The sequence below is a fragment of the Bacillus cereus genome (assembly GCF_025917685.1).
GTDB lineage: Bacteria > Bacillota > Bacilli > Bacillales > Bacillaceae_G > Bacillus_A > Bacillus_A cereus_AT.
This window is the reverse complement of record NZ_CP089518.1, coordinates 3,312,779-3,327,207: the sequence shown is the minus strand read 5'-3', so window position 1 is coordinate 3,327,207 and position 14,429 is coordinate 3,312,779. Positions and strand designations below refer to the sequence as shown.

Sequence of the window (14,429 nt, the reverse complement as noted above, 5' to 3'; positions counted from 1 at the left end):
ATAAACCCCTCTCGTATGTGCGGAATTTTGTTGGACAACGTACACTCTATAGTTTGTCTACATTTTATAGTATAGAGCACTTTTTACTATAAATGAAATGAAATGAGATGATTATGTGCCTTTTATGAATCGCTTTACAACGACAGTAACTGGTGCCGTCACGTTCACTGGGAACACGTTGGGACTCAGTCCTACATCTCCTGCACCAGGCAATAACTTCGGTACGATTGATGTATTTACTACAGTAAATACATCGCTTCAAGTGCCAGGGTTCCCAGCAGGAACGACAAATGATTGGCCATTAAATTCTTCAAGTGCAATTTTAAACCTTCCAGCAGGGAGTAGTGTTTTATACGCAGAACTAGTGTGGGCTGGCACATACAGGACTGATACTGAGGATGTTACTGCATTTTTAAATGATAATATTTCGTTTACAACACCAGCAGGAACATTTTCAGTTGCACCAGATCCTGCAACTGCTCAACAAGGATCAGTTGGGAATCAGTTTTATTACGTTAGATCTGCCAATGTAACAAACTTTGTTAATGGAGGAGGAGCGGGGACATATACAACTGGGAGTGTTCCTGCTGCGAGAACTGCTGCCAATTCAACTATTAGTCGATCGGTAGGCTGGACACTTGAGGTAGTTTATCAAAATGCGAGTTTACCACTTCGAAATTTATCAGTGTATGCAGGTCAAGAAATCATCGATGCTTCATCGCCACCAGTTGATGCTATTATTTCTGGTTTTGCAACGCCGTCTACGGGGACAGTTACAGGAAGAGTACTTGTAACTGCTCAAGAAGGTGATTCTAACATTGTTGGAGATCAACTTCGTTTTGGGCCGAACGCTAATGCTACAGTTGCATTATTCGGACCGAGAAATCCCGCAAATAATTTCTTTCAATCACAAATTTGTAATGACAATGGGAATTTAGATACGAGCGGCACGTTTGGAAATTTGAATCAGCCGTTAGGGGCAGCCTTGGCTGTCAGAAGACAAGGGTGGGATATTACGAATGTAGATGCTTCATCATCATTAGTGAATAATCAAACGTCAGCAACAGTTCGCTTCATTACAAATGGAGATGGATATGCTGCAGCTGGTTTTGGTGTTCAAATAGATGCGACGGGGCCGATTATAAATCCTGTCAAATCTGTTGATAAAACAGTGGCAGCAGTTGGAGATATTCTCACATATACGATTACCGTTCCGAATACAGGGACGGGAAGTGCAGATAACGTTGTATTACAAGACAGTATTCCGAATGGAACGACATTTATAGCCGGCAGTGTGACAGTAGGAGGAGTAACGCAGCCGAGTGCGAATCCAGCTAGTGGAATAAATTTAGGTACAATCCCAAATAACGCTCAAAGAATTGTTACATTTCAAGTGAGAGTTACGTCATTCCCAAATCCAAATCCAATTTCCAACCGTGCAATGGTATCTTACCAATTCCGTCCTTTCGTCGGAAGTCCTCCTATCACAAGTACAGCTTCTTCAAATACAGTACAGACGACGGTAAACCGTGCAAATCTAAGTTTGCAAAAATCTGTAGACCTACAGACGGCAACACTTAATGACGTATTAACCTACACAGTGAATGTCACGAACAATGGGAATGTCGCTGCAAATAATGTTATTTTTGTTGATAGTATACCTGCTGGAACAACGTTTGTAACAAATAGTGTTACGGTAAATGGAGTAGCGCGACCAGGAGCGAATCCAGCAAGTAGTATTAATCTTGGAAGTATTAATGCTTCGCAAACGACTGTAGTACGCTTTCAAGTTCGAGTAACATCTAATCCTCTTGTAAATCCAATTCCAAACCGTGCGAGTGTAACGTTTAACTTTATTCCGGTTCCTGGTCAACAACCAGTTTCAGGCCAAGCGACAAGTAATACAGTATTTACTACAATAAATATAGCCGATATAAGAACGAGAAAAACAGTAGATAGAGCTTTTGCGACAGTTAATGACGTTCTTACGTATACCGTTACAATTGAAAATACAGGAAATGTACTGGCGACGAACGTTATTTTTCAAGATCCAATCCCAATTGGAACGACTTTTATACCAAATAGTGTAACTGTTGATGGAGTTTCGCAACCTGGGGCAAATCCAGCGACTGGGTTTACAGTAGCGAATATATCTCCAGGTGGAAGTAGAACGGTGACTTTTCAAGTACGAGTTACATCTACCCCATCAGGAGGTACGATTGCGAATCGCGGTAATGTATCTGCTAATTTCGTCGTTATTCCGAATCAACCGCCAGTAACGATTAATAGGCAAACGAATACCGTTGTAACACAAGTTAATACAGGTGGTTTAAATGTAATAAAAGAAGTAAATACAGCTCAAGCGGCAGTAGGTGATACTTTAACATACACGATTGCCGTCCAAAATACAGGTAACGTTCCGTTAACAAATGTATTTTTCCAAGACACTACTTCTTCAGCGGTTTCTTTCGTTGCAAACTCTGTAACAATTAATGGAACACCACAAAGTGGACTAAATCCAAATTCAGGATTTCCTCTTCCGAATATCCCTGCGGCTCAGACAGTTGTAGTTACATTTGAAGTATTAATTGAGCAGGATCCGCCGAATGAAGATATTTTAAATAGTGCAACTGTATCCGCAAGTTTTCAAGTGAATCCGAGTGAACCACCAGTTACTATTACTGTTCCGAGTAACGTCGTGAATACGACAGTACAAACAGGGAGCTTTGAAGTTATAAAATCTGTGAATACGAGTGTTGCAACTGTAGGAGATACTTTAATATATACAATCGAAATAATAAATGCAGGTAGTGTACCAGCTACAAATGTATTTTTCCAAGATTCAATTCCACAAGGGACGTTATTTATTGAAAATAGTGTATTGGTTAATGGTGTTTTACAGGAAGGGGCAGATCCAGAACTTGGATTTACATTAAATAATTTACCTACTGGTGCGAGTGTAATTGTTACGTTTGAAGTATTAATTGATTCAATTCCACAAGGGAATAATGTTGTAAATAATGCGAATGTCACTGGAGATTTTCTTGTAAATCCAACAGAACCACCTATTACTGTGACGGTACCAAGTAATACCGTAATGACAGTCGTAAATTCTGCAGGATTAAATGTGATGAAAATTGTAAATGCAAGTGAAGCAGGTGTAGGAGATACGTTAACGTATACAGTTACTATACAAAATAGCGGCACGGTAGTAGCGACAAATGTATCATTTCTCGATCCGATACCAGCTGGTACAACATTCGTAGCAAATAGTGTAACGATTAACGGAACCCCGCAACCAGGATTAGATCCGACTATTGGTTTTCCGCTTGCTAATATTCCGGTTGGATCAATGGTAACAGTCATTTTTCAAGTGTTGGTAACAAGTGTACCGACGAATAGAGTACTTCCGAATAATGCAAATGTCACTGCTGATTTTCAAGTAAGCCCTCTGCAGCCACCGATTACAATTGTAACGATTAGTAATATCGTTGTGACACGAGTAAATGTAGGATCAATTAATGTAATAAAAAGTGTAAATACGCCGCAAGCAGGTGTAGGAGACACGTTAACGTATACGATTCTTATTCAAAATACAGGAACTGTTCCTGCAACAAATATCATTTTTCAAGATCCAATCCCATCTGGAGCTACATTTGTAGCGAATAGTGTAACGATAAATGGAGTTGTTCAGCAAGGCGCAGACCCTATAGCAGGTTTTCCAGTTACAAATATTCCAGTCGGGCAAACCGCTACAATTACGTTTCAAGTTACGGTGACGAGTGTTCCAAGTGGAGGGAATATAAGAAATCAATCGAACGTTACTGCAAGTTTCCTTATAAATCCGGCAGGACCTCCTATAACGACTGTTACGAATAGTAATTTTGTAGTGACACAAGTAAATACAGCGCAGTTAAATATACAAAAATCTTCATCTGTGCAACAAGCAGCACTTGGAGAAACTTACACGTATTCTGTTGTCATTCGAAATAACGGCACAGTACTAGCGACGAATGTTTCTTTCATTGATCTGATTGCAACAGAAACAACATTTGTCGCAAATAGTGTAACGATAAATGGAACGCCTCAACCAGGCTTTGACCCAAATGTTGGTTTCCCGCTCCCTAATATCGCAGCTGGAACATCATTGACAGTAACGTTCCAAGTTACGGTAGTTGCACCGTCTACACGTGGAGCAGTATTAAACACAGCATCTGCTACAGCCACTTTTTTATTAAATCCTTTACAACCGCCTGTAACAACGACAAATTCAAGTAATACGACAGTAGTTACAATACCGTTACCTCCGCCTGGTGAAGTAACAGCAACAAAAACTGTAAATGTTGCTGCTGGAGCTGTTGGAGATGTATTAACGTATACCGTTCTAATAACGAATGTAGGAATTATTCCTGTTACAGATGTGTTCTTCCAAGATGTAATTCCAGAAGGAACGACATTTGTTGCAAATAGTGTAACGATAGGTGGAATACAGCAACCAGGTGTAAATCCAGAAATAGGATTTACAGTTACTCCGTTATTAATTGCTGGTGGAAGTATTACGGTAACGTTCCAAGTGACGATTACAGAGATTCCAGATAATGAAGTCATACTAAACGATGCTGACGTTACATTTACTTCACAACCAAATCCGCAGGAACCACCTATTACGCAAACGATATTAACGAATTTAGTCGTTACGACGATTAATATAGCGTCTATTTTTCCGTTAAAACTAGTAGATAAAGGATCAGCAACGGTTGGGGAAATATTAACCTACGATGTACTAATTTTTAACTTTGGAACAGTGCCGGCAACGAATGTTCAATTTCTTGATTCTAGTACGAGTGGTGTAGCATTTGTTCCAGGAAGTGTGAGTATAAACGGAATACCAGAACCTGGATTCGATCCGTTCATAGGCTTTACAGTTCCAGATATACCTGTAGGTGATTTTGTACTTGTCACATATCAAGAGATGGTAACGAGCATACCTCAAGGTGGAACAGTTGTTAATTTTGTGGATGTTACGGCTACATTTGCTGTAAGTGAAACAGAGCCGCCTATTACTGAAACAACGACAAGTAACACGACATTAACGAAAATAAATGAATCTGGTTTGAATGTTTTAAAATCAGTAAGTCAGCCGGTTGTTGCAGTAGGAGATACAATCACATATACAACAGTAGTTCAAAATACGGGAACAGTGACAGCGACGAATGTTCAATATAGTGATGTATTACCTTCCTCTATAACATTCGTACCGAACAGTGTAACGATAGACAGTGTGTTACAACCTGGATTCAATCCTAATAATGGATTCTCGCTTCCAGATATAAATCCAGGGGAAAGTGTAGAAGTCACATTCCAAGTAACAGTTGCCAGTGTTCCATCAAACGGAACGATTGCCAATACGGCAAATGTGACTGGAAGCTTTATATTAGTACCAGGAGAACCACCAGTTATAGTAAACCAACCAAGCAATACAACACTCACAACTGTAAATAGAGGACGATTTAATGTTATAAAACAGGTGAACAGGGCTGCGACTCTCGTTGGCGATGTATTAACGTATACAGTGCAAATAACGAATACGGGAACAGTAACAGCTAACAATGTTCAGTTTATTGATACGATTTCAGCAGGAGCGTCATTTGTCCCAAATAGTGTAACGGTAAATGGAACTCCGCAACCTGGTTTGAATCCGATTACTGGGTTTGGAATTGGCGATATACTTGTTGGCAATACGAATATAGTGACGTTCCAAGCGACAGTGACAAATATCCCATCTTCAGGAACGATAACGAATGTTGCAAATATAACAGGAAGTTTTACTTTAGTACCAGGAGAACCACCAGTTGTAGTAACAGAGCCGAGTAATACGACAATAACAAGGGTAAATAGAGGGCGATTCAATGTTATAAAAACTGTCAACAAACAGGCGACACGATTAGGAGATACGTTAACGTATAGTGTGCAAGTTACAAATACAGGAACGGTAACAGCGACAAATGTGCAATTTATTGACGTTCCATCACCTAGTTTAGAATTCGTTCCAGGGAGTGTACAGATAAATGGGATTCCGCAAGTAGGTTTAGATCCTTTTGTAGGCTTTTCATTACCGGATCTCCCAGTAGGAGGTAGTGTACTCATAACGTTTGAAGTAACTGTAATCTCAATCCCGCCTTCTAATAGCATTATGAATTCGGCGAGTGTAACGGGTAGTTTTGAACTTATTCCAGGAGAACCACCGTTTACAATTACGAGTCCAAGTAATACGACAGTAACTCCAGTAAATAGAGGTAGTTTAGATATGCTAAAAGAAGTAGATCATCCAATTGTTGGAGTAGGAGAAACGGTAACGTATACTGTTCGTATATTAAATACTGGTACGGCTGATGCGATGAATGTTCAATTTATAGACGTGTTATCTCAGGAAGCTGATTTTGTCCCAAATAGTGTAACGATAAATGGAGTACCACAGCCAGGGTTAAATCCACAGATTGGATTTACGATACCAGATATTCCAGTCGGTGAAACGGTGATTGTAACATATGACGCTACGATTACAAGTTTTCCAGATGGTGGTACAGTAGTGAACGTTGCTGGGGCATTAGCAGAATATATTTTAGTACCAGGAGAGCCGCCAATTACAGTGATGGACATGAGTAATACAGTTATTGTAACGATAAACACCGCAATCTTATTTGTTGCAAAAGGAGCAAACTTTGAAGTAGCGATGGTAGGAGATGTTATTACGTATGGAATTGCAGTTATAAATGATAGTACAGTTCCTGTGACGAATATTATTTTAACAGATATTATTGATCCTAATACGTTATTTATAAATGGAACGGTAACAGTGAATGATGTACCTCTTCCATTTGCTAATCCAAATATTGGTATCCCGCTAGGTGATTTTCAGCCGAATGATGCAGCAATTATTAATTTCCAAGTTGTAATAACAGGAGGGCAAATAAATAATTTAGTTACAAATACATCTACAGCGAATGGGCTTGCAACTGTAAATCCTAATGAGCCGCCAGTAGTAGTTGAAGGCGATAGTAATACAGTCGTTATCCCGTTTATTCCTCAAAATGTTTCAACAACAGTCGTAAAAACGGCAGATCTTCAATCAGCAACAATAGGCGATGTTATTACGTTTACGACAGTTATTACGAATACGGGGGATACAGCGATACAAAATATTCGTTTTCAAGATATGTTAGATAGTAGTTTTCGATTTGTTCCTGGAAGTGTAACTGTTGATAATACGCCAGTGCCAAATGTAAGCCCAGTATCAGGGTTTCTTATAGGAAGTTTAAATCCAGGTGAAGCACGGACAGTTTTGTTCCAAGTAACAGTTCAGAGTGCACCAAGTGGTTCAGGGAATTATATTAATCAAGCGAGTATTCGCTTCGAACATCAAGTAGGCACAGTATTGCCACCTGTTACACAAATAATAGATAGTAACATAGTTGTCATTCCATTTGTTCCAACGATAGAACAAATTTGTGAAACAAACTTTAATTGTTTAGACAAAATTCCATTTCACTGTTCTCCGTGTAATCAGTTGCGAATAAATAAAAAATAAACACAAAAAGAGCATCCTGAAAGAATAGGATGCTCTTTTTGTTTAGATCAAGTAGCTTCTTCTTCGGGAGAAGTGAAAAATTCGTTGACTTTGTTGGAGAGTAGAAATGGAATAGCTCCTTTTATAACGGAAATGTCCCAGTCCCACCATGCAAGGTTTTCTAGTTTTTCAATGATTTCTTGCGGGAAACGATATCGAACTAGTTTGGCAGGATTACCAGCGACGATTGCATATGGAGGTACGTCTTTTGTAACAACACTCTTGGCCCCGATAATGGCCCCGTTACCAATTGTAACACCAGATAAAATGCAGGATTGATAACCAATCCATACATCATTGCCGACTACGATATCACCTTTTGAAGAAGGATGACCAGTAATGTGTGCTCCTTCTTCGAAGAGGACATTAAATGGATAAGTTGTTATCCAATCAGCACGATGTTCACCGCCAAGTACGAAAACGACTTCTTCTCCTAATGAACAAAACTTACCTATTTTTAATTTTGTTTCATCATTCCAAGAAAAAATAATAGGGCCTACTTTACTGTAAGTATAATCACCGATATCATATTTATTATATTCAGGTTTTTGATTTAAATATAACATACCAATTTTAGCATCCTCTCTAAAGAAAGTAATGGATATGGAACATTGTATGCAAGGTGAAGTAAGGCGAACTATGTTGTATGAAATAGTAATGTGCAAAAATGTTAGTAGGCAAGATGAATAAAAGGGAGTGGAATGTATGAGATACGAAATGGGATTATATAATAAACCTTTTCAGTCAATTCAATCAGGAAAAAAAGTATATGAAGTACGCTTATACGATAAAAAACGTCAACTTATAAAACAAGACGATGAAATTGTATTTACGAACCTTACGACAGCAGAAACGATGGCTGTAAAAGTAACGGAGATAAAACGATACGAAAGCTTTAAAGCAATGTACGAACAAATTGATAAAAAATTATTTGATTGTGAAGAACTTAGTATAAAAGAAATGTTAGAAAGTACATACGAAATATATACGAAAGAACAAGAAAAAGAATGGGGAACAGTTGCGATTGGTGTTGAGGTAATAAAGTGAGAAGAAATCGCGGTGCAGCCATAATTATACAGGATGGTAAAATCGCTCTTATAAAACGTGTTCGAGAAGGTGAGGTATATTTTGTTTTTCCAGGTGGGGGAATTGAATAAGGAGAAACACCTGAAGAAGCAACGAAGCGAGAGGTTTACGAAGAATTAGGGGTACATATACAAATGGGGCACCTTATTGCAACGGTGGAGTATAACGGTACCGAGTATTATTATGATGCCCATATTATAGATGGAATTTTTGGAAGTGGTAAAGGTGAGGAATTCAAACGGAAAGATAGAGGCAGCTATATTCCTTTATGGATGCCGGTAAATGAATTGGAAAATGTAAATATAAAACCTTATGAAGTGGTTGGAAGTATCTTCGATTATTATATAAGATAAGGTCTGACAACATACAAAAAAAACCATTGACATAGCCTTCTGATTTAAGTATTGTATTCGAGTATGTTTATAATCAGGAGGTTTATATGAGCAATCAAACTACTACACATCATGTGAAAATGACAACAGCAGATCCATCTGGAATAGGTCTATTTGGATTAGCGATGGTAACACTTGTAGCATCGTCTCAAAAGTTAGGCTTAACAGATGGCGTTTCACTTGTATTACCATGGGCAATCTTTTTAGGAGGATTTGCACAAATCTTTGCATGCATTCACGATGCAAAGCACAACAATACGTTCGGTACAACAGCATTTGGTGCGTACGGCCTATTTTGGTTAGGTGTTGGAATGACTTGGTTAATTCAACTTGGAGTATTTGGCGAAAAATTAGCCCAAACTGCAGATTCAAAACAGCTTGGTGTAGCCTTTATCGGATACTTGATTTTCACGATCTTTATGACAATTGGTGCAATGGAAACACATAAAGTATTATTTATGATTTTCGTCCTTATTGATTTCTTATTTATCGGTCTTTCATTAAGTACTTTAGGTGTTATGCCGCACGCAATGCATAATTTAGCAGCGTATTCTGAACTATGTATTTCATTATTATCTTTCTATGGTTCAGCAGCAGCCGTGTTAAATACACACTTCGGAAAAGTTGTATTACCAGTTGGAAAACCATTTGGTATTTTTAAAAAGTAATAAAAAAGAACGGATGATTGTATAGTCATCTGTTCTTTTTTATTTATTTATTTATTTATTTATTTATTTATTTATTTATAGCTACAGTAGTAGATCCTGTCATTTCGGAAATCTTTTGAGAGCTTGCGGGGTTGCCGTCTATTGTTACATGAACTTGTTGCTTAGGGTTCGCGGTAACAACCCAGGCGTTTGGTAAATAGCGTGATTTATGAGATAAGGTTGAAGGGATGTTTAAAATGTCTCCCATTGCGTACAATGTCGCTGACGAGCCCCCGTCCATTGCCATTGCATTTATGGCCCCTTTTTCATAAAGAATATCTTGGCAGTCCCTTAAAGAAGCTCCGATACTATGAGGTTGTCTTCCATCAATGATGAAAAACATAATTGATCCATCTTTTTTCTGGGCCATAATACTTCGGGGACCATAGCCCCATCCGCCATCATTTGTAATCATTTTTTCGCCATTTACAATTAGTTGAGGCATAAAGCCAGCAGCGGAAACGACATTCTTATTTAACAGTTGATTAGCAGAAAACTCTCCTGAAACCATTTGTCCGTATTTTGTAAGTCCACTAACGAGAGTAGGGGTATTAATGTCTTGCGGTGTGTTTATGACCTTCCCGTTTTCCATAACAATACCGATGCCTGTTTTACCACCACCATGCCCCGTTTCATCCCAGAACCCACTAGCATTTACAGCAGCAAGTGCATGGTTTCGTTTTGCCATGACATATATTTTTTCCCCAACGTCTTTTCCTTGTGAACCTTGTTGTGTAACGAGCTTTACATTTAATGGATTACTAATAGTCATTAATTTACCTTCGAAAAAATGGTCGTTATATTTTTTCTTAACTGTTTCAATCGAAACAGTTAGTGGTAAATTTTTCTTTCGCTCTAATTCTTGTTTTGAAAGTTTTGTATTGGCAAACTCGCTATTTTTCCATTTTGGATTTGTAATGGATTGAGAAATATCATTTAACTCGTTATCAGACAGTAATGTAATTTTTGCGTATTGCGGATGTTGAGACGTTAAAATACTTTCCGCTGCGATGACACGTAAATTATGGCCGTATGAAGTGCCAAATAGAATAATGGCACCCACTGTTAATAATAGTGCTGTCAAAAGGGATGATATTTTTAAAAGTCTAATAAAAATTTTTTTCATTATAAAGACTCCTCTTTTTGTAAAATCGAAATTGTTTGTTACCTGAAAAAAATGAAATGTGTAAATGGCCTTTCGCATTATATATGCAACATATTAAATGTGAAAGGATGTATATACAATAAGTTGAGAAACTAGATTTGGCAATAGACGAATATGAATGTTAATACTCAAAATGAAAAAGTAATAGTCATATGTACGATTTCTTTTAACATAAATGAAAAGGATATAAATCGGATGAAAATAATAATTGAAATTGATTCTCATTATTAATATAATGAGAATGAGAATCAATTATTGTAAGAGGGGGATGCCAAGGTGGCGAAAATTTTAATAGCGTATGCAAGTATGTCAGGGAATACGGAGAGTATTGCTGATTTAATTAAAGTAAGTTTAGATGCCTTTGATCATGAAGTAGTATTACAAGAGATGGAAGGTATGGATGCTGAAGAATTATTAGCTTATGATGGAATCATTTTAGGATCTTATACGTGGGGTGATGGTGAATTACCATTTGAAGCGGAAGATTTCCATGATGAGTTAGAAAATATAGATTTAACGGGTAAAAAAGTGGCTGTTTTTGGATCAGGTGATACGGCGTATGAACTGTTTTGTGAAGCGGTAACGATATTTGAAGAACGTCTTGTAAAATGCGGGGCAGAACTCGTACAAGAAGGATTGAAAATTGAATTAGCTCCAGAAGATAAAGAAGACGTTGAAAAATGCAGTGATTTTGCAATTGCTTTTGCCGAGAAGTTCTAAGAATGGGAGTGTCAACGTGGAAACAGAGTTCAGTGCAACCGCTATTACAAAGTTAAGAGATGGAAAGCTTTTGTTAGCTACTACATATAATGGTTTATTCATTGAAAAAAATGGAGAATGGAAACAGATTTTAACTGGATTCCAAAAACGAATTCGAGATTTACATAGTGAAGATAACGTAGTTTACGGAGTAGGAGACGAAGGAGTTTTTATTCGTAGTATGAATGGTGGAGAAACGTGGACGATCCAGCGCTTTCCAACGAAAGCAACGAGCTGGAATGTATGTAGTAATGAAAATGGAACAGTAATTGCTCATGGAGATAAAACACTGTATCATTCTAATAATTTTGGTTCCACATGGGAGACTATTCAGCCATTTCTTAATTACGATAGCGAGGCACCATCTATTCGATCATTATTTTTATATAAACATTACTTATTTATCGGTACGAAAATACATACTAAATATGGTGGTGTTTGGCTTTTTGATTTAGAGACACGTAAATTAAAAAGGATTAAAATAGCGATGAACCAGATGATTTCTGCGTTGACTATACATAATTCCTATTTAGTAGCGGCAAGTGGATCGTGCAGGGGAATTAATGGGAATATTTCTTTTTGTAAAATAGATGAGAGTATTGAGAATGAAAAAATATGTTGGCATACATGTCAAAGTGAACAAAAAGCGAGTAGCTATTTAGATTTAAGTGTAGATCAACATGTGTTATATACAACGTCAACGCAAAATAAGGCGGGAATTAGCACTGTTTGCCGTGTGCTTCTTGAAGAAGGAATTGTTACAGTATGTGATTCGGTTAAAGGGCATGGTTGGCGCATTGTGAATGAAAAAGAAGACTATGTTGTAGCTGGATCAGGTGAATTAAAAACGATGCAATGGAAGAAAAAAGCTGTATAGCTTAAAAAAAACTTTACTTTTATTATATTGATATGATATAGTTACTTTAAACCATTTTACTTTTAATAATATAGAGATTTAAATGAGCTGTAACTTCCAAGGGGGTAGCAATGTTAAATCTCCTTCGGGGGTTGCAGTTTTTTAATTTATGACGTATTATTGTAAAGTGGTTGAAAATGAATATGTACATATAGGTACATTGTAGGAGGATTTTTTAAATGCAAAACGGTAAAGTAAAATGGTTTAACGCAGAAAAAGGTTTCGGTTTCATCGAAGTTGAAGGCGGAGAAGACGTATTCGTTCATTTCTCAGCTATCCAAGGCGACGGCTTCAAATCTTTAGAAGAAGGTCAAGAAGTTACTTTCGAAGTAGAACAAGGTAACCGTGGACCTCAAGCTACAAACGTAAACAAGAAGTAATTATGAAAAAAAGAAGGGCTTGCCCTTCTTTTTTTTGCGTTCTTATTGAATATCCTCCAATGTACATATGATAATAAGACTGAATTTTTGTTTTTTTACACGAGGTATTTCATGCATAAAGTGCATTAATAAATAAATACTGAAAATAAAGTATTTGCGTGAAAAGGAATTTAGAAAGAGGTAAATAAATTGAAAAACGCTACACATTTCATTGTGTTTGATATTGAAAGGAATTTTAGGCCTTATAAATCGGAAGATCCGTCAGAAATAGTTGATATTGGAGCTGTAAAAATAGATGCGAGTACGATGAAGATTATTGGAGAATTTTCAGAGTTAGTAAAACCAAGTGCCTCATTAACTCGTCATACAACAAAATTAACTGGAATTACAAAGCAAGATTTAATTGGTGTAGAGAAGTTCCCTCAAATTATAGAGAAATTTATTAAGTTTATCGGAGAAGATTCTATATTTATTTCATGGGGAAAAGAAGATTATCGTTTTCTATCTCACGATTGTACATTACATGGTGTAGAATGCCCATGCATGGAAAAAGAGAGCAGATTTGATGTGCAAAAATTTGTTTTCCAAGCGTATGAAGAATTATTTGAGCATACACCAAGTTTACAATTTGCAGTGGAGCAGCTTGATTTAACGTGGGAAGGTAGGCAACATCGTGCTTTCGCAGATGCTGAGAATACAGCGAATATATTTCTTAAAGCATATAGTGAGAGAGATATTAATAAGCGATACAAGAGACATGGTGAGCTTGAACTTGTAAAGAACGGAAAACTAACAGAAAAAGCGAAAAAAAAGATGCGAAAATGGGTATTTAAAGAAATGAAAAAAAGTGCAGAGCGTCCTTTTGTATGGAGTGCATTTGAAAGTAGTGACACGTGGGAAAGTATAATGGAAAGATATTATATAAGTGAATCTGCAGTAGAACTTCTAAAAAAACACTTTCCTACTGCAGTGAGAAAGGCAGAGCGGCAACTTAGGTATTTGGCTGAGATGGAGGAGAATACAGAGGTTAAATGAGATTCTCCTCCATTTCTAACTACATAAATTTAATTTTATCGCTTTGACGGTGGATAAAGTCTTCATATTAAATAGAAATTAATTTGTTGTTATAATTGAGCCATTATAATTGCTTTGAAAATAAAGGCGTAGTAAGAATTGTAAAATGTATTAATAAAATAAGAACTCATAGAAATGAAAGAGTGGACAGTTAAATGGAAGCAATCTTTAATATTTTAACCGTTTTAGTTTTTGGTGTAATATTCACGTTACTTTTAGCAGTAATTACACTTCCTCTTATAGCAAAGAAGAAGAAGTGGAAAAAACTTAACATATCTTTAAACCGTGGGGTATTAACGATTAAAATAGAAGAGTAAGATAAG

General features: G+C 37.0%; 10 protein-coding genes and 1 pseudogene. 9 read left to right on the top strand and 2 right to left on the bottom strand.

The genetic code is table 11. The features are described from left to right. The first annotated feature begins 115 nt into the window (after positions 1 to 115). Positions 116 to 7,588, top strand: coding sequence for a DUF7507 domain-containing protein (locus LUS72_RS17255; protein WP_097832764.1), 7,473 nt, complete (start codon positions 116 to 118; stop codon positions 7,586 to 7,588). Between the two features lie 47 nt (positions 7,589 to 7,635). Here LUS72_RS17255 and LUS72_RS17250 read toward each other — a convergent pair whose 3' ends face one another. Continuing rightward, on the bottom strand, positions 7,636 to 8,193 hold the full coding sequence (locus LUS72_RS17250; RefSeq protein ID WP_002128459.1) for a CatB-related O-acetyltransferase: 558 nt from the start codon (positions 8,191 to 8,193) through the stop codon (positions 7,636 to 7,638). Between the two features lie 139 nt (positions 8,194 to 8,332). Between LUS72_RS17250 and LUS72_RS17245 the strand changes: the two genes are divergently transcribed. The 3 genes and pseudogenes from LUS72_RS17245 to LUS72_RS17235 all read left to right on the top strand — a co-directional run bounded on the left by LUS72_RS17245 (position 8,333) and on the right by LUS72_RS17235 (position 9,773). Beyond that, entirely contained in the window at positions 8,333 to 8,674 is a 342-nt protein-coding gene (locus LUS72_RS17245) for an ASCH domain-containing protein (protein WP_097832765.1), read from the top strand. Continuing rightward, a pseudogene (locus LUS72_RS17240) lies at positions 8,671 to 9,066 on the top strand (NUDIX hydrolase). The gene LUS72_RS17245 and the pseudogene LUS72_RS17240 overlap by 4 nt, the downstream one beginning before the upstream one ends. Positions 9,067 to 9,152: 86 nt before the next feature. After that, positions 9,153 to 9,773, top strand: coding sequence for an acetate uptake transporter (locus tag LUS72_RS17235; protein WP_000070943.1), 621 nt, complete (start codon positions 9,153 to 9,155; stop codon positions 9,771 to 9,773). Between the two features lie 67 nt (positions 9,774 to 9,840). Here the strand turns inward: LUS72_RS17235 and LUS72_RS17230 are convergent, their stop codons facing one another. After that, positions 9,841 to 10,938, bottom strand: a complete 1,098-nt coding sequence (locus tag LUS72_RS17230; protein ID WP_002146386.1) for a phosphodiester glycosidase family protein — start codon at positions 10,936 to 10,938, stop codon at positions 9,841 to 9,843. Positions 10,939 to 11,253: 315 nt separating this feature from the next. Between LUS72_RS17230 and LUS72_RS17225 the strand changes: the two genes are divergently transcribed. The 5 genes from LUS72_RS17225 to LUS72_RS17205 all read left to right on the top strand — a co-directional run bounded on the left by LUS72_RS17225 (position 11,254) and on the right by LUS72_RS17205 (position 14,423). Continuing rightward, on the top strand, positions 11,254 to 11,697 hold the full coding sequence (locus LUS72_RS17225) for a flavodoxin (protein WP_001062757.1): 444 nt from the start codon (positions 11,254 to 11,256) through the stop codon (positions 11,695 to 11,697). A gap of 16 nt (positions 11,698 to 11,713) precedes the next feature. Next, positions 11,714 to 12,613: a WD40/YVTN/BNR-like repeat-containing protein gene (locus LUS72_RS17220; protein WP_097832767.1), complete on the top strand. Its 900-nt coding sequence runs from the start codon at positions 11,714 to 11,716 to the stop codon at positions 12,611 to 12,613. A gap of 218 nt (positions 12,614 to 12,831) precedes the next feature. Next, the gene (gene cspB, locus LUS72_RS17215; protein ID WP_001179147.1) at positions 12,832 to 13,032 is read left to right on the top strand and encodes a cold shock-like protein CspB; all 201 of its coding nucleotides are present in this window, start codon (positions 12,832 to 12,834) and stop codon (positions 13,030 to 13,032) included. Between the two features lie 189 nt (positions 13,033 to 13,221). After that, positions 13,222 to 14,067 (top strand): exonuclease, encoded by an 846-nt coding sequence (locus LUS72_RS17210; RefSeq protein ID WP_097832768.1) that lies wholly within the window; start codon positions 13,222 to 13,224, stop codon positions 14,065 to 14,067. Between the two features lie 194 nt (positions 14,068 to 14,261). Continuing rightward, positions 14,262 to 14,423: a hypothetical protein gene (locus LUS72_RS17205; protein ID WP_097832769.1), complete on the top strand. Its 162-nt coding sequence runs from the start codon at positions 14,262 to 14,264 to the stop codon at positions 14,421 to 14,423. Positions 14,424 to 14,429: the final 6 nt, after the last annotated feature.

Excerpts from the sequence above, each read along its gene's own strand:
- LUS72_RS17250 (WP_002128459.1), bottom strand. The coding sequence starts at position 8,193 with ATGTTATATTTAAATCAAAAACCTGAATATAATAAATATGATATCGGT.
- LUS72_RS17245 (WP_097832765.1), top strand. The coding sequence starts at position 8,333 with ATGAGATACGAAATGGGATTATATAATAAACCTTTTCAGTCAATTCAA.
- LUS72_RS17235 (WP_000070943.1), top strand. The coding sequence starts at position 9,153 with ATGAGCAATCAAACTACTACACATCATGTGAAAATGACAACAGCAGAT.
- LUS72_RS17230 (WP_002146386.1), bottom strand. The coding sequence starts at position 10,938 with ATGAAAAAAATTTTTATTAGACTTTTAAAAATATCATCCCTTTTGACA.
- cspB (WP_001179147.1), top strand. The coding sequence starts at position 12,832 with ATGCAAAACGGTAAAGTAAAATGGTTTAACGCAGAAAAAGGTTTCGGT.
- LUS72_RS17205 (WP_097832769.1), top strand. The coding sequence starts at position 14,262 with ATGGAAGCAATCTTTAATATTTTAACCGTTTTAGTTTTTGGTGTAATA.